The 20,722-nt window shown below is 44.0% G+C and carries 23 protein-coding genes; 15 read left to right on the forward strand and 8 right to left on the reverse strand.

Features of this window, described 5'->3' with window-relative positions; translation table 11 throughout:
* Positions 1-6: 6 nt before the first annotated feature.
* Genes gspG through nudE form a run of 10 tightly spaced genes read left to right on the forward strand, consistent with a single transcriptional unit; the run spans position 7 to position 6,960 of the window.
* Positions 7-492 (forward strand): type II secretion system major pseudopilin GspG, encoded by a 486-nt coding sequence (gene gspG, locus KS2013_RS01465; RefSeq protein WP_083217753.1) that lies wholly within the window; start codon positions 7-9, stop codon positions 490-492.
* Positions 461-1,111 carry a type II secretion system minor pseudopilin GspH gene (gspH, locus tag KS2013_RS01470; protein ID WP_068988702.1) on the forward strand — a complete coding sequence of 217 codons (651 nt, stop codon included), beginning with the start codon at positions 461-463 and terminating at the stop codon, positions 1,109-1,111. Before gspG ends, gspH begins: the two co-directional genes overlap by 32 nt.
* On the forward strand, positions 1,101-1,502 hold the full coding sequence (gene gspI, locus KS2013_RS01475; RefSeq protein ID WP_068988704.1) for a type II secretion system minor pseudopilin GspI: 402 nt from the start codon (positions 1,101-1,103) through the stop codon (positions 1,500-1,502). Before gspH ends, gspI begins: the two co-directional genes overlap by 11 nt.
* Positions 1,503-1,504: 2 nt before the next feature.
* Positions 1,505-2,212 carry a type II secretion system minor pseudopilin GspJ gene (gene gspJ / locus KS2013_RS01480; RefSeq protein ID WP_083217754.1) on the forward strand — a complete coding sequence of 236 codons (708 nt, stop codon included), beginning with the start codon at positions 1,505-1,507 and terminating at the stop codon, positions 2,210-2,212.
* Positions 2,213-2,217: 5 nt separating this feature from the next.
* Positions 2,218-3,279: a type II secretion system minor pseudopilin GspK gene (gspK, locus tag KS2013_RS01485; RefSeq protein ID WP_068988707.1), complete on the forward strand. Its 1,062-nt coding sequence runs from the start codon at positions 2,218-2,220 to the stop codon at positions 3,277-3,279.
* A gap of 3 nt (positions 3,280-3,282) precedes the next feature.
* Positions 3,283-4,506, forward strand: coding sequence for a type II secretion system protein GspL (gene gspL, locus KS2013_RS01490; RefSeq protein ID WP_068988708.1), 1,224 nt, complete (start codon positions 3,283-3,285; stop codon positions 4,504-4,506).
* On the forward strand, positions 4,503-4,985 hold the full coding sequence (gene gspM, locus KS2013_RS01495; RefSeq protein WP_068988711.1) for a type II secretion system protein GspM: 483 nt from the start codon (positions 4,503-4,505) through the stop codon (positions 4,983-4,985). The genes gspL and gspM overlap by 4 nt, the downstream gene beginning before the upstream one ends.
* Positions 4,986-5,005: 20 nt before the next feature.
* Positions 5,006-5,758, forward strand: a complete 753-nt coding sequence (gene gspN, locus KS2013_RS01500; protein WP_068988713.1) for a type II secretion system protein N — start codon at positions 5,006-5,008, stop codon at positions 5,756-5,758.
* A complete protein-coding gene (gene yrfG / locus KS2013_RS01505; protein ID WP_068988716.1) occupies positions 5,737-6,411 on the forward strand; it encodes a GMP/IMP nucleotidase in 675 nt (224 codons plus the stop codon). The genes gspN and yrfG overlap by 22 nt, the downstream gene beginning before the upstream one ends.
* Before the next feature lie 3 nt (positions 6,412-6,414).
* Positions 6,415-6,960: an ADP compounds hydrolase NudE gene (gene nudE, locus KS2013_RS01510; RefSeq protein ID WP_068988718.1), complete on the forward strand. Its 546-nt coding sequence runs from the start codon at positions 6,415-6,417 to the stop codon at positions 6,958-6,960.
* Positions 6,961-7,007: 47 nt separating this feature from the next.
* On the opposite strand, the gene KS2013_RS01515 is transcribed toward nudE, so the two are convergent.
* The 6 genes from KS2013_RS01515 to gpmI form a co-directional block, all read right to left on the reverse strand.
* On the reverse strand, positions 7,008-7,514 hold the full coding sequence (locus KS2013_RS01515; RefSeq protein WP_068988721.1) for a hypothetical protein: 507 nt from the start codon (positions 7,512-7,514) through the stop codon (positions 7,008-7,010).
* Positions 7,515-7,535: 21 nt separating this feature from the next.
* The gene (locus KS2013_RS01520; RefSeq protein WP_068988722.1) at positions 7,536-9,143 is read right to left on the reverse strand and encodes a carboxypeptidase-like regulatory domain-containing protein; all 1,608 of its coding nucleotides are present in this window, start codon (positions 9,141-9,143) and stop codon (positions 7,536-7,538) included.
* 28 nt (positions 9,144-9,171) lie between these two features.
* On the reverse strand, positions 9,172-10,710 hold the full coding sequence (locus tag KS2013_RS01525) for a hypothetical protein (RefSeq protein ID WP_156768946.1): 1,539 nt from the start codon (positions 10,708-10,710) through the stop codon (positions 9,172-9,174).
* A 114-nt stretch (positions 10,711-10,824) separates the two neighbouring features.
* Positions 10,825-12,102: a S41 family peptidase gene (locus tag KS2013_RS01530; RefSeq protein ID WP_068988725.1), complete on the reverse strand. Its 1,278-nt coding sequence runs from the start codon at positions 12,100-12,102 to the stop codon at positions 10,825-10,827.
* 40 nt (positions 12,103-12,142) lie between these two features.
* Entirely contained in the window at positions 12,143-13,267 is a 1,125-nt protein-coding gene (locus tag KS2013_RS01535) for a murein hydrolase activator EnvC family protein (protein WP_228703695.1), read from the reverse strand.
* A gap of 60 nt (positions 13,268-13,327) precedes the next feature.
* Positions 13,328-14,860, reverse strand: a complete 1,533-nt coding sequence (gpmI, locus tag KS2013_RS01540) for a 2,3-bisphosphoglycerate-independent phosphoglycerate mutase (protein WP_068988727.1) — start codon at positions 14,858-14,860, stop codon at positions 13,328-13,330.
* A gap of 202 nt (positions 14,861-15,062) precedes the next feature.
* Between gpmI and KS2013_RS01545 the strand changes: the two genes are divergently transcribed.
* Both KS2013_RS01545 and KS2013_RS01550 read left to right on the forward strand, forming a co-directional pair.
* Positions 15,063-15,968, forward strand: a complete 906-nt coding sequence (locus KS2013_RS01545; RefSeq protein WP_068988729.1) for an SPFH domain-containing protein — start codon at positions 15,063-15,065, stop codon at positions 15,966-15,968.
* A 12-nt stretch (positions 15,969-15,980) separates the two neighbouring features.
* Positions 15,981-16,436, forward strand: a complete 456-nt coding sequence (locus tag KS2013_RS01550) for an NfeD family protein (RefSeq protein WP_068988731.1) — start codon at positions 15,981-15,983, stop codon at positions 16,434-16,436.
* 57 nt (positions 16,437-16,493) lie between these two features.
* Here the strand turns inward: KS2013_RS01550 and ahpF are convergent, their stop codons facing one another.
* Both ahpF and ahpC read right to left on the reverse strand, forming a co-directional pair.
* Positions 16,494-18,110: an alkyl hydroperoxide reductase subunit F gene (ahpF, locus tag KS2013_RS01555; protein WP_068988733.1), complete on the reverse strand. Its 1,617-nt coding sequence runs from the start codon at positions 18,108-18,110 to the stop codon at positions 16,494-16,496.
* A gap of 122 nt (positions 18,111-18,232) precedes the next feature.
* Entirely contained in the window at positions 18,233-18,796 is a 564-nt protein-coding gene (gene ahpC / locus KS2013_RS01560) for an alkyl hydroperoxide reductase subunit C (protein WP_068988735.1), read from the reverse strand.
* A 153-nt stretch (positions 18,797-18,949) separates the two neighbouring features.
* On the opposite strand from ahpC, the gene KS2013_RS01565 reads away from it, so the two are divergent.
* The 3 genes from KS2013_RS01565 to grxC all read left to right on the forward strand — a co-directional run bounded on the left by KS2013_RS01565 (position 18,950) and on the right by grxC (position 20,669).
* Positions 18,950-19,846 (forward strand): hydrogen peroxide-inducible genes activator, encoded by an 897-nt coding sequence (locus tag KS2013_RS01565; protein ID WP_068988737.1) that lies wholly within the window; start codon positions 18,950-18,952, stop codon positions 19,844-19,846.
* A gap of 130 nt (positions 19,847-19,976) precedes the next feature.
* Entirely contained in the window at positions 19,977-20,402 is a 426-nt protein-coding gene (locus tag KS2013_RS01570; RefSeq protein ID WP_068988738.1) for a rhodanese-like domain-containing protein, read from the forward strand.
* Between the two features lie 12 nt (positions 20,403-20,414).
* The gene (grxC, locus tag KS2013_RS01575; protein WP_068988741.1) at positions 20,415-20,669 is read left to right on the forward strand and encodes a glutaredoxin 3; all 255 of its coding nucleotides are present in this window, start codon (positions 20,415-20,417) and stop codon (positions 20,667-20,669) included.
* Positions 20,670-20,722: the final 53 nt, after the last annotated feature.

The raw sequence follows: 20,722 nt of genomic DNA on the forward strand, positions 1-20,722 counted from the left end.
AGGTATATGAAAGGTATTAATAAATCGAAAATGAATAAGCGCGCAAAAGGTTTCACCTTAACCGAGATTTTAATCGCGTTAGCCATTGTAGCGATCATGGGAACCGTTGTAACTTTAAGCTTGATTGGTAACGTCAATAAGGCAAACCTTGAGAAACTCAAAGGTGACATTAATACGCTAAAAACAGCCTTAACCAGTTACAAAGTGGATAATGGTACTTACCCTACTACGGAGCAGGGGTTAGAAGCTTTAATCAGACGCCCTACCAGCGAACCGGTACCTCAAAACTACCCAAGTAGCGGTTATTTAGGCTCTTCAGCTGTGCCAAAAGATCCTTGGAAGCGTGATTATATTTATATATATCCGGGCCGTCATGGGGACTTCGACCTATATACTTTAGGCAACGATGGTCGTGAAGGCGGCGAAGGTGAAAATATGGATATTGGTACTTGGAATTTACATGAAGCCAATTTCAATACAGAGAACCAATAAACTTAATTTCTTTAGATCCGCACATCAGGCAGGATTCACCCTGCTTGAGGTGCTGATTGCGATGACTATCGCGGCTCTAATGATCTCTGTCGCAACTATTGCCTTCGGTGATAACGATCTTGCCAAGTTAAAAAATAAATCTCGTCAGTTCTACGGCCTATTACAAATAGCTCAGGAAGAATCCATTATTCGTGGTGTTGAGATGGGGGTGAGGGTTGAGTCTGATGGCTACTCCTTCATGGTCTATAACGGAGGGAAGTGGCAGCCACTGCAAGATCATCGATTACTTCGCCCAATAAAGCTGGATGAGCCTGTCCACACTTACGTCAATGTAGAAGGACAGGAGTCCCTATTACAAAATGAACCTCAGGAAGAGGAAGTGACCAGTGATAAAAGAGGGCAGGAAGCGGAGCAAAAGAAGAAAGAGCCTGAAACGCCACAAATCTATATGTTATCCAGCGGTGAGAGCAATCAGTTTGTGGTGACAATTGGGTTAGACCGAGATGAACCTGTTTTCTATAGAATAACTGGCGATTATGTCGGTAATATAGAACTGTCTTCTGCCCTTGAGGGGCATTACAGCCATGACTGGGATAAAGATTTAGAAGATGATGAGTAGGTTGAACCGTAAGCAGAGTGGTTTAAGTTTACTGGAGCTTTTAATTGCTCTAGCTGTATTCTCGATCTTTATTATACCCATGCTCTCCGGTTTATTTTCTTCCAGCATCATTGCCCTTGGAAACTCAAAAGATAAGACTCTAGCAAATTTTGTCGCCCAGAATCATTTTGCTGAACTGCAGTTAGATGATGACTGGCCCTCTGTTGGTAAAAGACGGGGTGAAACCGAATACGCAGGCCGCATCTGGGAATGGGAGCAGAATGTTGTCGGTACAGAAGTGGAGGATATGCGTAGGGTTACATTATCGATCTTATATGGCGAGAGCGGAATTTATACGATGACTGGCTTTGTAGGAAAAAAATCCGACGATAGGGATGCGCCAAGGCGATGAATATGAAGCTGAACAGAGCAAAAGGTTTTACCCTAACCGAGGTACTGATAGCTCTATTTATTTTTAGCATCGTAGTTGCTGGTGCACTACAGGTTTTCAACTTTGTACAGATAACGTCTCAATCAGCAGATAAACAAATTGAGCGTTTGAGAGAGGTACAGTTAGCATTCAGGCAGCTAGAAGAAGATATTCGGTACCTGGTTCCACGTGACCGCCGAAACGTTTTTGGTGATAAAGCACCGTTGTTAAAAGCTGACTCTGAAAGTGCTAACAGCTACATTGAGTTTACGAGAGCCGGTTGGCGTAATCCTGCAAAACTAAAGCGTAGTAGTTTGCAGCATGTAAAGTATGAGTTTTTAGATGATCGAGTGGTGCGCCATCATTGGCTCTACGTAGATAGTGCTCGGGAGGGGCAGGAGCTAACACGTGATATGTTAACCCGAGTTGAAGATTTTAAGTTGGAATTCTTAAGCGATGATATCTGGAAAAAATCTTGGTTGGTTGATGGACAGCAGCTTTTGTCCTTACCAGAAGCCATTAAAGTTACCATCAAATTAGAAGACTATGGAGAATTATATCGGCTTTTCCCCATGCCACGTTATACCGCGATGGAGCAACAAGAAGAAAATGCAGAGCGGGAGGATCCAACCTCTGGGGGAACTGACAATAATGGCAGGAGCAATAATACAAGAGGGGGCGGTTACCGATAGGTTTTATGGTTAGCTTCCAACGAAATCAAGGCGTTGCCCTAATCACTGTATTGGTGATTTTTTCTGTTCTTAGCATCATGGCAATTCAAATTTTAAATAGCCAGCAGATGCAGGTACAACGGACAGCAAATATTATTAATGGATCTCGTGCTTATCAGTATATGTATGGAGCAGAAGTATTTGCGACCAGCCAGTTAAAAAAATTCTTTGAAGAAAGTAAAGCTGAGCGAGTGCATCGATTGCAACCATGGTCAGAAAGCGGGCTGGCTTTTGAAATCGAGCAGGGCTTGGGTCAATTACAAGGTTCGATAAAAGATATGCACAGTTGCTTCAATATAAATAGCATCATTATGGAGCAGCAGGCAGCAGGAGATGGAGGCGAAGAAGGTCGTGAAATTGGTAGCGGTGGCAATGGACTCCAGCCTGTTAGCGAGGGGCGAGTGAATGATGGCTCTGAAGGTAGTGGAATGCCGGGAGTGGATATATTTGCAAAATTGATTGAGTCACGTCTCGAGGATAGCTCAGTATCACCACAGGCCCTGGCAGTTGCGACAAAAGATTGGATTGATGAGGATCAGGAACCGACGGGTATCGATGGGGCTGAAGATTATACTTATACAGGTATGAAGATACCTTACCGTACGGCAGATTCTTTTATGGCGCACAGTAGTGAATTATTGGTTATTAAAGGTTTTACACCGGAAATCTATGATCAAATAAAAGACTTAGTCTGTGTCTTGCCGACAAAAGAGGGTACTATCAACGTTAATACAGTTGAACCTGAGAATGCTGAACTAGTGTGGATGTTACTTCAGGATGTTGATCTTGGGCAGGTCAGACAAGCATTAGAAAATTTACCCGATGAAGGTTATGACGAGGCTGGTTTTTTTGAAGCGCTAGGAAGTGGTAAAGTATCTAAACAGGGAAAGGGACGTTTAGTTTTTGACAGTAAGTATATGTTGTTAACAGCCGAAGCAAGCGTTAACACAGGTAAAGCGGTCGTGAGCTCATTGATGCTAAAGCAAGATTCTGAGTTCAATGTAATAGCACGACACATTGGAGAATAAATAATGAAGCAGCGGTTATTTATAAAAGTCAGTAGTGACGAAAAGTCATTGCAGTGGGGGCGCTTATCAGACGATGAGCACGGTAGCGATGGTTTCGTTGATCAGGGACAGTTGCTAATGGAGGATGCCGAAACTTTAGGGGAAGTCGTTTCTGAAGAGCAGATTATACTGATGTTACCGGCGCACCGAGTTAAGTGTTTCAATGTTGAACCGCCGACAAAAAATCGTAAACAGTTAGAAAAAGCAATTCCCTACCAGCTGGAAGAGCAAGTCATTGATAATGTCGAAACACAGCTGTTTGCTCTAGGTAGCTTTGACGCAGAAGGAAGAATTTCGGTCAATGTGATTGATAAAGGGTATCTGCGCCAGCTCTTGGACTTATTGAAGGAAGCGGGAGTTGAGCCTGATGTAGTGGTATCTGAGGCTGCCTGTGTTCCTTACTTTGAAGATGCCTGGAGCGCCGTGGTCGGTGAGCAGGTATTATTGCGGCAAGAACCAAACTTGTTTTGGTCTGCTGATAAGGACTTAGTGAAGGAGTTGTTGAAGCTTGAAATTCAAAGTGACGATTTGGGAATGTCTCAAGCGATACGTATATTTGCAGAGGATGGCCAGCAACTAAACCTTGAAGGTATTCCAGGACTGGCAACGCAGCAGGAATCAATCGAAAGTTTATTTTTATGCTTGGCTAAGAATTACAGAGAAGGCGGGATAAACCTGTTACAGCAGGAGTTTGCGTCACAAAAGAAAACACAAAGAAATTATGGGCAATTCAAGTTGCCGGCGATTGCGGCTTTAGCTTTAGTTATACTGGGTATAGTTTATTTAGTAAGCCATATTATTTCCCTGAATAATAAGCTGAGCACTCTTGAAGAGAGAACGTTAGCTGAAACACAAAAGCTCTATCCGAGCTTACCTTTGACCACAGCTCGCATTCAAATCAACAACAGCTATCGTAATATTGGTGGGGATGATGGTAGCAGCAGTAGTTTTGCGGGTTTGATCGATAAGTCTGTTCGAGCTATGGATGCCAAAAATATACAGTTTTCACAGCTGGAGTATATCGATAGCCGTGGTCAGTTAAGTATGGATGTAAGCGCACAAAGCTATGAGATCCTGACGCAATCGCAACGAAATCTTGAAGCCGCAGGTCTAAAGGTAGATATGCGAAATGCATCTGAAAATGGCGGTGTCTGGACGGCAAGAATTTCAGTGGGGTTAAACCAATGAATGCTATACAAACTTGGTATAGCGGCTTAAATGGTCGCGAACGTAATATGGTCACAGTATTAGGAATCATGATGATCATATTGATTCTATTTATCGCCATAGTTATGCCGATTCGTTCTTATATGGCTGAGCTAAGTGATAGTGTTGAGAGAGCTCAGAGTGAGCTGCCTGAGATTGCCTCAAAGGTGCAGGCTCTAAAAAGTCGAAGTGGTGGCAAACAGGTCAATGCCTCGCGCTCACTTAATCAGTTAATAACCACGAGTAGTAAACGCTATGGATTAAAGTTCTCCAGAATTGAGGAGCGCAAACGCAATGAGGAGATCCAGGTACGGCTAGATGATGTAGAGTTCGATCAGTTGTTACGTTGGGCAACTCAACTAGAGCAGCAACAGGGATTAGTGATTGATACATTAAGAGTATCAGATACTGATGTGGTAGGAATGGTAGACGCATCAATCAAATTTATAAAACCAACTTAATCCCTGAGAATAAAAGTTTTATGAAAAAAATTATTATGGGGGCTGTTTTGGCCCTTATTCTTTTTGTGGCGATGTTAGTCATATTAGCGCCAGCAAATACCATCAGCTCGCTGTTAGCAGAAAAGGTTCCGGGTCTGACCTTAAAGCAGGTAAATGGAACTTTATGGTCAACTAAGGTCGGCCGGATCAACTATAAACAATACGAATTGAGAGATCTGCAGTTAGAGACAAGCTTGCTGGGGCTTCTTCTAGGTAAATTACAGTCTTCAGTGAAAGTGAACGATCCTAAACTTAAGTTGAACTCAGAGATGGACCTTAGAGAGGGGCGTTATAGACTAAAGCACACAGACTTCACAATCGATACTGCCTATGTAACATCAGTTGTACAATTACCCATTGAGGGTTTAATTGGCCCTGTTAATGGAAACATCACTGAGCTAGAAATGACACAGCAAGAGTTACTTGAGTTAAATGGTGGCGGGACTTGGAGCAATGCAGTTATCCAATATCCCGGAAGTAATTTGGAATTAGGAACAATCCATTTTACCCTATCAAAGCTAGCAGATAGTGATAACACGATTAGAGTAGAAATCACTGACAATCAGGGAGTGCTTGATTTAAAAGGATACATTGATGCTTCTCTGGATAAGCGTTTTAATATGAACTTAAGTACGACAACAGACGTACCGCAAAACCTAAAGTCATGGTTATCCCGCTGGGGAAGAACTGAAAACAATCGGATCTATTTACAATGGCAAGGCCGAATACCTTAAGCAGACAGGACTGGGAAAATATCGATGCCATCCTATTGGATATGGATGGCACTTTGCTCGATCTATCTTTTGATAACCACTTTTGGCAAACAGCAGTCCCGGAGCTATATGCCGAGGAAAAAGGTATCAGTCTGGAAGACTCACATCAATATTTAGGAGAGTGTTACGATGAGTTCAGTGGTACTCTAAATTGGTACTGTACTGACTTCTGGTCTGAGAAACTTGGGATTGATATCATTCAGCATAAGTCAGGCATGGCTCATCACATAAGCCTAAGACCTGGAACCAAAGAGTTCCTGGAAAAGGTATCATCTTTGCAAAAACAAATTGTACTGGTAACTAACGCCCATCCGGAAACATTACGGGTTAAACTGGAGAAGACTTCGATAGACCAATATTTTGATCGGCTATATTCGTCACATCAGTTTAATCAACCGAAGGAGTCAGCTGGATTTTGGCAGCAATTAGAGCAGGACTTAACCATTCCTTTGCATAGATGTTTATTTATTGATGACACAGAAAATATTTTAATGCGAGCGAAACAATCCGGTGTTAAATATGTGGTAATGGTTGAACAGCCCGATATGACTCGACCTGCCAGAGGCAGTAAACACTTCCCAACCCTGAACCGATTAACCGAGTTATTAAAATAAATTATGTCTAAGAAACTACCCAGAATTAAAAACCAGAAAATTATAGCCGAAACACGCATCTTCGCGGTTGAAGAGTTGGAGTTAGAGTTTTCCAACGGTGTTTATCGCATATATGAGCGATTAAAAGCTGGTAAATATGGTGCCGTACTAATCATCCCCATGCTCGATGATAACACTCTTCTACTAATAAAAGAGTATGCGGCAGGGGTAGAGCGCTATGAGTTGGCCTTTCCTAAAGGGTTGGTTGATCCTGGTGAAATAGCACTGGATGCGGCAAATCGTGAGTTACAGGAGGAAGTTGGCTATGCTGCAAGGGAGTTAACTCAGATGAAACGGATTACATTGGCACCCGGTTATCTAAGCCACAAAATGGATGTTGTTTTAGCGCGAGATCTATACCCAAGCAAGCTTGAAGGAGATGAGCCTGAACCCATCGAGGTTGTTGAGTGGAAAGTCGATGAACTAGACGCTTTGTTGGAACTGGATGAATTTAGTGAGGCCAGGAGCATTGCTGCTCTGCACTTACTACAGCATGCATTGAGGCAATAAAAAGACAGCCGCTTATTTAAGCGGCTGTTTTGATAGGAGCGTTTTTTCTAGCGCTCTTCGGCCGACATTGAAATGATTTTTTTGCCATTGTCATCCTGTGTCAGAGTACCGTTTGTTTTAAGGTAAGACTCGATAGGTTTATCTCCAGCAACTATTCGTATAGCGAAAGGCTTCCTATGAGATTTAGATGCATCCTCTGCTACAACGGTAATTAAGTGGATGCCTTCCGTCATAGGGGTAACACTAAATAGATGACTCACTTCGTTACCTTGCTTCTGTAATGAAATCTGTTTCTCACCGTGAAGCACCAGCTGCTTGCTTGTTGTTAAGTCGGCAAGTTTTGGACTTTCTGCGCCTTTGAGAGCCAGAGTAATGTTGACTGTCTCACCCACGGCAACTCGTTCCTTAGAAACGCTATAATCCATTTCAATTTTCGCTGCAGGCTTGCCCGGGCTTTTGTATTGGCTACCAGAAGAAGTTTCCTTCGCAATTACCTGATGGCTACCAGCAATAAACGCTAAACCCACACATGATAATAATATAATTTTTTTCATGAAACTGACCTCAGTAAATTATTAATTCTGAATAAGGGATACATCAAAGCAATCTGCCTGATCCCAAACCAGGACATCCGCAACGTAAGTACCCGCTGAAAAATTCTGTGTAATATTAACAGTTGACGATGTAAATGAATCATCGGCCGCGACAATGGTACCTCGACTATAGATATACCCATCCAGATCGCGACTTCCAGAAGGTGTCAGGCGTAGAGTGTAACTGCCATTCGTTTGTATGTTTAAGCGTAAAAACTTTCGGTTACCGAGTTTGTTGCGGTTCTCATTTGATGAGAACCCACCAAAAGTACTGATTGTGCAGAGCTGTCGGCTGTCTCCAGCGGAGAATGTTTCATATACAGGAAGAACTTCGGGCTGACCTTCGCTGTCAGTCTCATTACTCCCCCAGATATCCACATTCGTTTGGATGTTCTGATCTATCAATAACAGATCCAGAGATGCAGTGTCGCCAGGATTATTAGCTTTCATATATGTCATGAAGCTGAAGATACTGGTAAATGCCTGAGTATCTCGCTGAGACCCCGTCAAAACATCATAGATTGGTTGTAACCCTAGGCTTGATGGGTCTTCATTATTCGAATCATAGATGTCATATAGAATCGACTGCACGGAACCTTCGCTGAACCAGCCAGGGTTTGAAACGTTATTATTTTCAACATTAATCACAAAGCCGCTTGCCTGATTAGGCCCAAAAGAATCTCTGTAAAGTGGATCATCGGTTATGATGCCTGACCAGGCATTACCAAAGCCCTCGCCGAATGCCACTCGCATATCTAGGCGGTCACCTCCTGCATGGCGTCCTCCGATACTGTCAGAACGGGCATTGGTATCTTCAAAATAATGCCCCCACTCATGGATGATGACATGACCATCATATTCATCCGTATCCGTATCTTCCGCGCCCAGTAAGAATATTTTGCCATTACTGTAAAAAGAGGTATTAATTTTACCCGTTGAAGTGTCGCCAGGCTCAGGAATATTGTTTGGACTCCAGTTGATAACAAGAGATGGAAGTTGTATATCTGCATCGACGGTCTGCAATTTAGCTATTATCTCATATGCACGATCAAGAATATGAAAGGGTGCTGCGGCACGGGTGGAGATGTAGGAGCTTCCACCCCAGCCAGAGGCCGCGTTTAAATTACGTGTAGTGCTGGTCGATGATGGGCTAAAGCTTTCTGAGTCGAGGACATATAAAGCACCGCTGTTGGTATTGTCGACAACTTCGACATCCCAGGCAGGAGTACCTGTTTTTTTCAGCTCCGCTCGTATACGGATACGATAAGTTGCACCTGTTTCGCCCTGCAGAGAGTAGCGTCCATTAGCGTCGCTGACCGTAGTATCAATGACCGTGCTACCACTGCTGCCCTCAAGGAGTTGCACTGTAGCCCCTCGAATGGGGTCTTGAGTGGTTGCATTGTAGTTAAGACCGCTCGTGCTTGTGTTATGTGGCACATTATCATAGGTCGCTGTTCCTGAAATAGTTGCAGCTTGACCACTACCCCCGGAAGGTGGCGGTGTTGAATTGTCGTTGGAGTCACTGCCGCCCCCACAGGCATAAAGAAGTATGCTGAACGCTGTGATTAAAACGACTTTTAATTGCTTCATATCATATCCTCATAAACAATTTGCATTGCTAATTCATAACAAGCTCAGCATCGAAACAGGTCGCAACAACACTTGTTCCTGCCTCATCATATGCAACAGTATCTGCGATACTGACACCTTTTGGTAACTCTATTGTCATCACAACGGGGTCTATCCCCGGTGCCTCGTCTTTAGCAATTTCTTCTCCGTTGTTCAGTATATACCCATCAATGTCATTATTTCGTGATGGAGTCAGAGTTAAGGTATAACTCCCTGCTGATGGAGCATTCAGCTTCAAAAAGCGGTGATTAGCCAGTTTATTCCAGTCTGCGCCTTGAGTGGTACTGGTGCAGACGCGTTTTACATCTCCAGGATTCATTATGATATAGACTGGCAAGGCCTCAGCCAAAGTACCGTTGTTACTGGCGTTACTACCCCATATATCAATATCAGAGGTAATGCTTTGGGCCTCCAGCAGTTGACTAAAATCATTTGTATATGCTGGATATTGCTGATTTAGATAAGTCATAAAAGAGAAAATGCTCGTTAAAGCTGGGGTCTCTTTCTGCTGCCCTTGCAACACCTCAATAATCGGTTGTAAACCCAGCTGTATGAAGTCCTGTCCATCCGATGCTTCATCATAAATGTCATATAACAGGGATTGCACTGAACCCTCACTGAACCAGCCGGGGTTAATAACGTTATTATCCTCAATAGCTATAGAGAAACCGTTAGCCTGAGCTTGATCGAAGGAGTCCTTATACAGCGGCTGATCGGTAATCATAGCGGACCATGCATTGCCAAACCCTTCTCCAAAAGCAACTCGTAAATCAAGGTAATCTCCGCCTGCATGGGCGCCACCGATACTATCTGACCGGGCTAGACTATCTTCAAAAAAGTGCCCCCATTCGTGAATGATGACATGCTGATCATATTCATCCGTATCGACATTTTCAGCGCCAAGCAGAAATATTTGACCTTCCTGATAGTAAGATGTGCCGATTTGGCCAGATTCAATATCTCCAAACTGTGGAATATTGTTAGGACTCCAGTTAATGGTGAGCGGCTGAAGTTCAACAATGCCAACTGTTTTAAGTTTAACGATAATGTCGTAAACCTTATCGAGGATGTGAAAAGGCGCGGCGGTACGGGTATTGTCATAACCCTTGCCTTCAACCCAACCCGATGGAGCATGAAGGTTTTTACTCAAGGTCTCATTATTAACTTTGAAGGTATCCGTTACCATCGTATATAAAGCATTTTCATTGGTATTATCAACCACTTGAACTTGCCAGCTATGATCATCTTCATCATCGGCGGGATTGGAGAGTTGGGCTTTAACACGAATCTGAACATAGGTGTCCATCTTCTTCAAAAATTTGTATTCCCCTGTGTCATCCGTGATGACAGAGTCAATGACCTTGTCATTCTCTATTAGTTCTACAAGAACACCACGTGCAGGTGCTTCAAAAGACTTGGTGTACTCCAATCCATTTGATATGTCACTGTGAGGGACCTTTTCGTAAGTGATGGTCCCTTTAATTTCGGCATTGGGTACATCACAGCCGGCGACCATTAAGATCGACAAAAGTGCGCAAATTACTCTCCAAGAAATCATTCTCTACCCCAGTTTATTATGCTCTCTGACGAGTTAACCGGCTCAGTCTAATACAAGAACCACAGGGGATCGAGCAGGGGAGAATCAGTTTTGGCTATTTTTGATGTGTTTTAAAGCGGCCATGACCTGATTATCCCTTTTATAACTTTGGGTTACGGAACCTTTTGATTCTCCTGACTTTTTTGTATCAGTTTGTATTTTTGCGTCGTTATTATCGTCCACAGGCTCAAACTCAACTGTTATATCCGGTGTGATACCAGAATCCTGAATAGAGCGATCATTAGGCGTGTAGTAGAGAGACGTGGTCAACTTGATGGCATTGCCACCATGTATAGGTAAAATTGTCTGAACCATTGCCTTGCCAAATGACTGGGTACCAATGATAGTCGCTCGCTTATGATCCTGTAACGCACCGGAGACAATTTCTGAAGCTGAAGCAGAGCGCCCGTTGATAAGGACGACCAGGGGTTTACCTCGTAGAATATCACCTGAACTGGCATTGTGAACCTCGTTGGTCTCCTCTTGGCGGCCTTTAGTTTTGACAATAACACCGCTATTTAGGAATAAGTCACTGACCTCTGTGGCGCCATCGAGCAGTCCGCCGGGATTGTTTCTGAGGTCAAGAATGAGGCCTGCCAACGGCTTTTTATTTAAATATTCCATATTACTGATGGCCTGACTGAGATCGTTAGCCGTTCTTAATTGGAATTCAGTGATTCTGGCGAAACCTATATTATCCTCCAGTAATTGGTAGGTCACACTGGTGGTATGGATAACCTGTCGAGTTACGACAACCGTTACTTCTTCTTCATCACTATTAATATAAGTTAGTTCGACTTTACTACCAGGACTTCCACGCATAAGCTCGGAGCCTTCCTCAGCGGGAAGACCGGCCGCAGAGATATCATTTATGTGGGTAATCAGATCCCCGGGCTTAAGGCCTGATCGTTCAGCTGGAGAGTCCTTAAAAACGTTAACGACCTCAATACCTTCTTCTATGTGGTTTGCTTCAATGCCAATGCCCGCATAATCACCAGTCGCGCTTTCCTGTAAAGCCGCAAATTGTTCGGCGGTGAGATAGGTTGAGTAGGGGTCAAGGTTGCTCAACATGCCACGAATTGCCGCATCAAGAATCTCTTTGTCAGTCAGCTCTTTGACGTAGGACTGTTTGATTTGCGCGTAGGCGTCAGCCAATGCCGCTAACTCGTCTAACGGTAATGTCTCGACAGTGTCTGATGTGCCGGATTCTTGCTCTTCAATGGTTGGCTCTTGCAGCGATTGTTCCTTTTCAGGATGATCTGCAAAAGCAACACCTGTAATGAAAAGGCACAGCAATAGCACTGTGGCTAACTTGTTTAACATCGGAGTATATCCCTCTGATTATCCTACTATGATTATTGTTTTAGCGAATCCAGGCAACTGGATTCTGTGGTCGGCCGTTATATCGAATTTCAAAATAAAGGCCTGATTGACCACTGCCGCCACTCCCCCCAGAGGTAGCGACAGGTTCTCCGGCCTCAACCCAGTCTCCCGGAGATTTCATAAGGGTTTGATTCTGTCCGTATAAGGACAGATACCCTTTACCATGATCCACAATAACTACTAAGCCATATCCGCGCAACCAGTCTGCAAAAACGACTTGTCCATGGTGTATGGCGTGAACGGGATCGCCTTCCTTTGAACCGATTAAAATTCCATTCCATTTCAATCTGTTGCCAAGTTTGTTGCTACCATAACGATGAAGAACAGAGCCTTTTACGGGCCATTGCAGTTTATTTTTGAATTTACTCAGACCCGCCAATGATTGCTTTGGCGCAAACTGACGTAGTGTTTTCTCAATGGAGCGGATAACTTTAGCAAGTTCCTGCTCGTCTTTGCGTAATTTTTCAAGACGTGAATTTTGGCTACTGTAACTTTCTTTCAATTGATTCAGAGCAACCTGTTGTTCTTTCTTTAGTTCTTGCTGTTCTTTTTGTTGAACCACTTGCGCTTCTTCGAGATCAGATAGTGTGATCAACGTACTCTGGATATCCTGCTCGATAGTCTGCAAACGCTGTAACGTTTGTTGCAGCTCTTCAATATCATCTATTCTGGCCTGATTGAGGTATCGGTAATATTCCAGCATCCGGGAAACTTTTGCAGGGTCTTCCTGGTTAAGAAGTAGCTTAACGTATTCCTGACGACCAGCTATGTAAGCACTTCGTAACTGCGAAGCTAGTCTTTGTCGCTGCTTTTCTCTTAAAGCAATTTTTTCAGTTTGTTCAACTTCAAGCGACTGCAGTTTGTTATTTGCTTGAGTAATCCGTTTTTTTGTCTGGCGTAATTGCGAGGTAACTTCTGCCAGCTTTTTATCGATACTTTTAATTTTCTGCTGGGCCTGACTTTGCTGCGCAAGATTATCCTCAAGCTCTTCCTGGATTTCTGATATGGCGGCTTTTAATATCTTTAACTCTTTTTCAGCTTGTGCTTTATCCTGAGCAGCGGGCGTAGCAAAACTATAGAGTAAAAGCAAAAAAATAGAAGCCACCAAGTATATGGCTTGGCGTTGTATCGTTCGGCTTGGTGGCATCATTCGTATCAACAAACGTTAAATTTTAAATATCGGTCGGCCAGTCATCTCTTCAGGGATTGGTAACCCCATCAGAGTCAGCATGGTCGGAGCGAGATCGGAAAGAACACCGTCAGTGACTGTGGGAGCTGCTTTTCTGCCTATATAAAGCAAGGGCACTGGTTCGCTAGTATGAGCCGTGTGTGCCTGACCGGTTGTGTCGTCAGCCATCTTTTCGGCATTACCATGATCCGCTGTAATTAATGCTTCGCCACCCACTTTTTCAAGAGCTTCAACGATTCGACCAATACATTCATCCAGAGCTTCGATTGCTTTGACTGTCGCTTCGAAGTTACCGGTATGACCAACCATGTCAGGGTTGGCGAAATTACAGATAATGGCATCGTATTTCTGGTCTTCGATCACTTTTACCAAATGATCCGTCACCAGTTTGGCGTTCATCTCAGGCTGTAAATCATAAGTCGCTACATCAGGCGATGGGATCAGCTCACGATCTTCCCCCTCAAAGGGTGTTTCTAGTCCACCATTAAAGAAGAAAGTGACATGGGCGTATTTTTCGGTTTCGGCGATTCGAAGCTGTTTCTTACCAAGTTTCATCAAATGTTCGCCTAAAACGTTATCCATCGAAATAGGGGGGTAGGCAATGCTGGCATCTATATCTGATGCATACTGCGTCAACATAACGAAATCTGATAACTGCGGACGAGCTTTACGCTCAAAGCCTTCAAAGTCGTCATTAGCAAAAGCTTTGCTCAGCTGTCGTGCGCGGTCTGCACGATAGTTCATAAAAATAACGCTGTCGCCATCTTCTATGGGGGCAGTTTCTCCAATAACGGTTGGTTTAACAAATTCATCGTTTTCATCACGCGAGTAAGCCGCGCTTAGCGCATCAACGCCAGTGTCAAAGCGATAGTCGGCGGTCGACTGAGTCAGCGTGTTGTAAGCTAGTTCGATACGGTCCCAGCGGTTGTCTCGATCCATGGCGTAGTAGCGGCCAACCATTGTGGCCAGTCGGCCTACGCCAACTTGCTGGCAAACATTATCGAGCTTCACAAGACTCGCTTCGGCGCTACGAGGAGGCATATCACGTCCATCGAGGAAGGCATGAATATAGACTTTTTCCGCGCCACGTTTCTGGCACAACTGTATTGCAGCATGAATATGGTCTTCATGACTATGCACACCGCCAGGAGATAGTAAGCCCATGAGATGAACCGCTTTACCTTGGGATACAGCTTTATCTACTGCTGTTACAAGAGCTTGGTTGTCGAAAAACTCACCAGTTTCAATCGCCTTACTGATGCGGGTGTAATCCTGATAGACCACTCGACCAGCACCAAGATTAAGATGACCCACTTCTGAGTTGCCCATTTGACCTTCGGGTAAACCTACGTCGGTACCAGAGCCTGAAATCAGGGTATGACTGTATTGGTTCCAGTACTTATCCCAATTAGGCGTATTGGCCGCCATGATGGCATTATCTTTCGGATCTTCGCTATATCCCCAACCATCCAAGATGATCAGAGCCACAGGTTTTGGACTTTTGCTCATGAGTATTGAATAAAATGACAAACTTGGGCGCTATTGTAGCGTGCCAGTGGTGCCTTAACCAGTGATCGAGTCTAATCTTTAATCAGTTTAAATATTGGGAAAGTGCTTTTCACTAAAAGTCATTGAATTGCTAACCGGAAACATTCTATATTGTTGAGCCAATAATAATCTTAAAAAACAAAAATTTTAGAGGAATATTTGAATGGAATTTATTATTGCTTTAGTTGCCCTGGTCGTGATTGGCATTTTCTTAGGGGTCAAAACGGTTTCCCAGGGAAGTCAGTATACGGTCGAACGTTTCGGGAAGTACCGCAAAACTCTCTCGCCAGGCTTGCATATTATTATCCCAATTATCGATCGCATCGGTGCTAAAGTGAATATGATGGAGCAGGTTCTGGACATTCCTGCGCAACAGGTTATTTCACAGGACAACGCTACCGTCACGATCGATGCTGTCTGTTTTTATCAGGTGGTGGATCCGGTCAAAGCGACGTATGAAGTCAATCAACTTCATCGTGCTATGCAGAACCTGGTAATGACGAATATCCGTACCGTATTGGGTAGTATGGACCTGGATTGGATGCTATCAAAGCGTGATGAAATTAATGCACGAATTTTGACGATTGTGGATGAGGCAACTAATCCATGGGGCGTAAAAGTTACTCGTATAGAGATCAAAGATATTCTGCCACCGCGTGATTTGGTGGATGCCATGGCACAGCAGATGAAGGCGGAGCGTTTAAAGCGTGCGCAAATTTTAGAAGCTGAAGGCAGCAAGCGTTCTGAAGTGCTGGAAGCAGAAGGTGAGAAGCAGGCACAAATTTTAAAGGCTGAAGGTGAACGAGAAGCGGCGTTCCGTGAAGCAGAAGCACGTGAGCGTCTGGCCGAAGCCGAAGCTAATGCAACGACCATGGTATCGAAAGCAATCGCCGAAGGTAACGTGCAGGCTATTAACTATTTCGTGGCACAAAAATACGTTGAGGCTTTAGGCGAGATTGCCACCTCGGATAATCAGAAAGTGTTGATGCTACCGCTGGAGGCATCGTCAGTGATCGGCTCGGTCGCAGGTGTGGCTGAAATCGCCAAAGAAGCATTTGGTAAAAAATAATTAGGAGGCTCTATGGAGTTTTTCTCAGGACTTGATTACTGGCACTGGCTGGTACTTGGTTTACTATTACTAATTCTTGAAATGTTCGCACCGGGTGCGATCCTTTTATGGTTTGGTATCGCAGCCTTAATTGTCGGCAGCTTAATGCTGTTCCTGGGAGAGGTCTTAGACCCGCAGTGGCAATGGCTCATATTTTCTGTTTTTTCCGTCGTCAGTATTTTAGTCTGGCGGGGTTTCAGCAAAAAACGACAACGTGAACACCCTGAAGAAGAAGAGTCATTGAATCAGCGTGGCAAGGCTTTGATCGGACAAACTTATACTCTGGCTACCGCGATAGAAGATGGCGTAGGCAAAGCCAAAGTTGGCGATACTTACTGGCGCGTGACGGGACCTGATTTACCACAAGGGGAGAAAGTAAAAGTGATTGGTTTTGAAGGTGCGACACTTAAAGTTGATAAAGCTAACTAACGTCTATATGAGTATTGGAATATCAAAAAGCCCCGATTATCGGGGCTTTTTTTGACGTTATGCAGCGTCTCTTGCTTGCTGTGAAGACTGATGGTCTTCGTACATGTTTTCGAGTTTACTGGAGTTAGCCAGTAAGTATTCGAAAGAGGCAAGTGAAGCTTTAGAGCCTTCGCCCATGGACACCACAATTTGTTTATACGGTACTGTCGTAACGTCACCGGCGGCATAGATTCCCGGCTGTGAAGTTTCGCACTTTTCGTTAATCACGATTTCGCCGAACTTCGTGGTTTCGACCACATCACCCAGGAAGCTGGTGTTCGGTACTAATCCAATTTGTACAAATACACCGTCAAGGTCGATGCTGTGGGTAGTTTCAGTCGCACGATCCTGATAAGAAATCGATGAAACCTTTCCTCCGTCAGCGTGAATTTCCTGAGTGGCTACATTTTTCAAAATGGTGATATTGTCTTTGCCTTCTGCCTGGTCGACTAACACTTGGTCAGCCTTCAGCTCAGGCATAAATTCAAAAACCGTTACCGATTTTACAATACCCGCCAAGTCCAGTGCCGCTTCGATACCCGAGTTACCGCCACCGATTACTGCTACGTCTTTTCCTTTAAAGAATGGACCGTCACAGTGCGGACAGTAGGCAACACCATTACCAACATTTTCTTTCTCACCAGGAATGCCTAGTTCTCTCCATTTGGCACCCGTAGCAATGATCACTGTCTTGGTGTCAATGACTTCGCCTGATGATAGTGCGATGCTTTTAATGTCACCTTGGTTTACTTCCGTCACTCGCAGATGTTCTTTAATGGTGATGTCATATTCATCCATATGTGTCTGCAGCGCGCCGACTAATTCTGGCCCTGTTGTTTTAGGAACAGAAATTAAGTTTTCGATGCCCATGGTGTCTTTAACCTGACCACCAATACGGTCGGCAATCAAGGTCACTTTTAAGCCTTTTCGTGCACTATAAATTGCACTGCTAACGCCGGCTGGGCCACCACCAATGACTACTACGTCCTGTAGTGGAAGCTTTTCATTAGAGTCAGCTTTTGCGATGGACGGATCTTTCTCCAGTAATTTATCAATCAGCTCTGCTGCGGTGATTTTACCGTTAGCGAATAGTTCGCCATTCAGATAAACACTTGGTACACCTTGAATATCACGCTCTTCAATAACGTCTTGGAACAGGCCGCCATCGATCATCTCAGCTGAAATGTTTGGATTGAGCACGGCAAATTGGTTCAGGGCCTGTACGACATCAGGGCAGTTGTGACAGCTAAGGCTGACAAACACCTCAAACTTCATTTCGTGATCAACGTTCTTGACCATGTTTTGCAGTGAGCTGTCCAGTTTAATGGGGGTTCCCGCTGATTGAAGTACAGCCAGCACCAATGAGTTAAATTCATGGCCTGAAGGGATGCCCGAAAACTGAAGGCCTGTATCTTGCCCATCAACTTCTAGCAGGAAGCTGATCGGACTACGTACTTTGCCGTTAAGGTCGCGTTCTTCAAATTGAACTTTATTGCTGACGCTGGCAAAGCCTTTTAAGAATTCTATTAATTCGTTGCGCTTTGAATGTTCACCGGTTTGCAAGACGAAAGTCACCGTCTTTTGCATATCTGCGGTATAGCCTTTCAAAGCTTCTAAGATTTGATTGTTTAACATTGTCGCTCACCTTGTCTTGCAATTTTAAATGAATTCTCAGTAAAACTTAATTTGTTAGGTGCCTGGTGAGCCTTTATAGACTCACCAGGCTATCTATAGGATTAACTAATCAGACGCGATGATTAGATTTTGCCTACTAAGTCTAGTGAAGGAGCTAGAGTATCTTCGCCTTCTTTCCATGCTGCTGGGCATACCTGACCTGGGTTGTCACGTACGTACTGAGCCGCTTTAATTTTGCGTACCAGCTCTTCTGCATCACGGCCAACACCTTCAGCAGTGATTTCCATTACTTGGATTACGCCGTCAGGGTCTACTACGAAAGTACCGCGGTCAGCTAAACCCTGTCCTTCACGCATAACATCAAAATTACGCGTAATTTCACCAGTCGGGTCACCGATCATGCCGTATTTGATTTTGCCGATAGTGTCTGACGTTTCATGCCATGCTTTGTGCGTGAAGTGGGTGTCCGTTGATACTGAGAACACTTCTACACCGCGCTTTTGCAACTCTTCATAATGATCAGCCAAGTCGCCAAGCTCTGTCGGGCATACGAAAGTAAAGTCTGCTGGATAGAAAAAGAACACAGCCCACTTGCCTTCGATATCCTTGTTAGATACTTCGACAAACTCGCCGTCTTTGAATGCTGTTGCGTTAAACGGCTTAATTTCAGTGTTGATAAGTGCCATGATTTGGCCTCCTGTTAATAAATATCATTGGTTTCAATTGATTTCGGGGACTACTTTAAAGAACAGTGTTTGTTTAGTAAATTTGAATATATTGATGTTTATGTTCTAAAATATTGAACATAGAGTAAGTTAAAACGCTTTGCTGGAGTTATCATGATCTCTTTTAAACAGCTCACCTACGCCTTGGCAGCAGGAGAAACTCTACATTTCAAGAAGGCGGCGGAGAAATGCAACATCAGTCAATCGGCTCTCAGTACGTCATTGACACAGTTAGAAGAACAACTTGGGGTGCAGGTATTCGAACGGGATAATAAAAAGGTTCTGGTCACCCCCATTGGTCAGGAAGTACTGAACCGAGCCAGAGATATTGTCATGCAGGTCAACTCCTTACAGCATCTCGCTGAGGGACTGAAAGATCCGTTGAGCTTTCCTTTATCGGTTGGCGTGATACCGACCATCGCACCGTATTTGTTACCCAGAATGTTCCCTTTACTTAATGAAAAGTACCCCGATGCTGAGCTTTGTATTGTTGAAGAGCAGTCTCACGTATTGGTGGATCAGGTTAGAAAAGGCGAGCTTGATACGGCGATTCTGGCCTTACCATTTCCCCATGATGGGTTGTTAGCGCTGGAGTTCTGGCAGGAAGATTTTTATTGGGTGACGCTTAAGGGTGACAGGCATAGTCAGCAAAAAGAAATCACCAGCGATGAATTAACTCAGAGCAATCTGATGCTACTTAAGGATGGACATTGTTTAAAGGATCACATTCTTGATGCATGCAAGCTGGGGGAAGAGGCAACGGAACATGGTTTTGGAGCGACCAGTTTAAACACTTTAATACAGATGGTTCTTGGTAGGCTTGGTACTACCCTGATTCCTGAAATGGCAATGGAGCAGCTAATCTCTCAAAATAAAGCATTGTCTGCCGTTCACCTTAACGAGCCGGGGCCTCATAGGAAAATAGCGTTCCTGATTCGTCCCAACTTTACACGACTTTCGAGCGTGGAAGCCTTAAAGGACGTGTGTCAGGTTGCACTGAAGGCGAGCTGAGTTTAGCGGAAATCGAAGCTTATGATGGGATTTCAAATATTATTTAGCCTTGTCGGCTATAGGCTCAGCCTTGGTTTTGTGTATAATGCTGTGTTTTAATTTCCAGTATCAATCCTAGGTTTTCTAGCAAATGGAACAGTTATTCGAATTTTTTGGTAATCACCCTTTTTTAGGCACAGCGTGGTTAGCATTTGCATTACTGCTTTTGGTCAGTATCTTAAAGACGGCGACCAGTGGCAGCAAGGCTCTTACTCCGCTCATGGCGACTCAGCTAATTAATAAAGAAGACGCTCAGGTGGTTGATCTAAGGGCTGTTGCTGACTTTAATAAAGGTCACATCCATGGGTCTGTTAACATTCCTTTTACCAAGCTAAAAGATAGTGTTAAAGACCTTGAAAAATATAAGCAGAACCCCATTATTATGGTCTGCAACACTGGCATGCAGGCGGGTAGTGCAACTATTCTATTGCGTAAGCATGGTTTTGAGCAGGTTCATAAGCTCAAAGGCGGGATTCAGTCTTGGAGCGGAGACAACTTACCGTTAGCGAAAAAATAGTAGGGGTGCATCATGGCTAAAGTTGAGATGTACACGAAAGGCTACTGCCCTTTTTGTGTTCGAGCAAAACATCTATTGGAAAAACTGGATGTGGAATATAAAGAAATCCCTATTGATGGTGACAGTGAGTTACGTCAGCATATGATTGAACTGACCGGAGGGCATACGGTCCCCCAAATCCTGATCAACGATGAGGCAATTGGCGGCTGTGACGATCTACATGCGCTGCATGCAGCAGGCAAATTACAAACCATGCTAGAGAAGTAGCAGGGTAAATTCATAATATTAAAACAATCAAAGCATCAGATTTATAAGAGAGA

It is taken from the genome of Kangiella sediminilitoris, from assembly GCF_001708405.1.
In the GTDB taxonomy this organism is placed as follows: Bacteria; Pseudomonadota; Gammaproteobacteria; order Enterobacterales; family Kangiellaceae; genus Kangiella; species Kangiella sediminilitoris.

Bases quoted from the DNA above. Each gene is read 5' to 3' on its own strand.
- gspG (WP_083217753.1), top strand. From the start codon at position 7: ATGAAAGGTATTAATAAATCGAAAATGAATAAGCGCGCAAAAGGTTTC.
- gspH (WP_068988702.1), top strand. From the start codon at position 461: ATGAAGCCAATTTCAATACAGAGAACCAATAAACTTAATTTCTTTAGA.
- gspI (WP_068988704.1), top strand. From the start codon at position 1,101: ATGATGAGTAGGTTGAACCGTAAGCAGAGTGGTTTAAGTTTACTGGAG.
- gspJ (WP_083217754.1), top strand. From the start codon at position 1,505: ATGAAGCTGAACAGAGCAAAAGGTTTTACCCTAACCGAGGTACTGATA.
- gspK (WP_068988707.1), top strand. From the start codon at position 2,218: ATGGTTAGCTTCCAACGAAATCAAGGCGTTGCCCTAATCACTGTATTG.
- gspL (WP_068988708.1), top strand. From the start codon at position 3,283: ATGAAGCAGCGGTTATTTATAAAAGTCAGTAGTGACGAAAAGTCATTG.
- gspM (WP_068988711.1), top strand. From the start codon at position 4,503: ATGAATGCTATACAAACTTGGTATAGCGGCTTAAATGGTCGCGAACGT.
- gspN (WP_068988713.1), top strand. From the start codon at position 5,006: ATGAAAAAAATTATTATGGGGGCTGTTTTGGCCCTTATTCTTTTTGTG.
- yrfG (WP_068988716.1), top strand. From the start codon at position 5,737: ATGGCAAGGCCGAATACCTTAAGCAGACAGGACTGGGAAAATATCGAT.
- nudE (WP_068988718.1), top strand. From the start codon at position 6,415: ATGTCTAAGAAACTACCCAGAATTAAAAACCAGAAAATTATAGCCGAA.
- KS2013_RS01515 (WP_068988721.1), bottom strand. From the start codon at position 7,514: ATGAAAAAAATTATATTATTATCATGTGTGGGTTTAGCGTTTATTGCT.
- KS2013_RS01520 (WP_068988722.1), bottom strand. From the start codon at position 9,143: ATGAAGCAATTAAAAGTCGTTTTAATCACAGCGTTCAGCATACTTCTT.
- KS2013_RS01530 (WP_068988725.1), bottom strand. From the start codon at position 12,102: ATGTTAAACAAGTTAGCCACAGTGCTATTGCTGTGCCTTTTCATTACA.
- gpmI (WP_068988727.1), bottom strand. From the start codon at position 14,860: ATGAGCAAAAGTCCAAAACCTGTGGCTCTGATCATCTTGGATGGTTGG.
- KS2013_RS01545 (WP_068988729.1), top strand. From the start codon at position 15,063: ATGGAATTTATTATTGCTTTAGTTGCCCTGGTCGTGATTGGCATTTTC.
- KS2013_RS01550 (WP_068988731.1), top strand. From the start codon at position 15,981: ATGGAGTTTTTCTCAGGACTTGATTACTGGCACTGGCTGGTACTTGGT.
- ahpF (WP_068988733.1), bottom strand. From the start codon at position 18,110: ATGTTAAACAATCAAATCTTAGAAGCTTTGAAAGGCTATACCGCAGAT.
- ahpC (WP_068988735.1), bottom strand. From the start codon at position 18,796: ATGGCACTTATCAACACTGAAATTAAGCCGTTTAACGCAACAGCATTC.
- KS2013_RS01565 (WP_068988737.1), top strand. From the start codon at position 18,950: ATGATCTCTTTTAAACAGCTCACCTACGCCTTGGCAGCAGGAGAAACT.
- KS2013_RS01570 (WP_068988738.1), top strand. From the start codon at position 19,977: ATGGAACAGTTATTCGAATTTTTTGGTAATCACCCTTTTTTAGGCACA.
- grxC (WP_068988741.1), top strand. From the start codon at position 20,415: ATGGCTAAAGTTGAGATGTACACGAAAGGCTACTGCCCTTTTTGTGTT.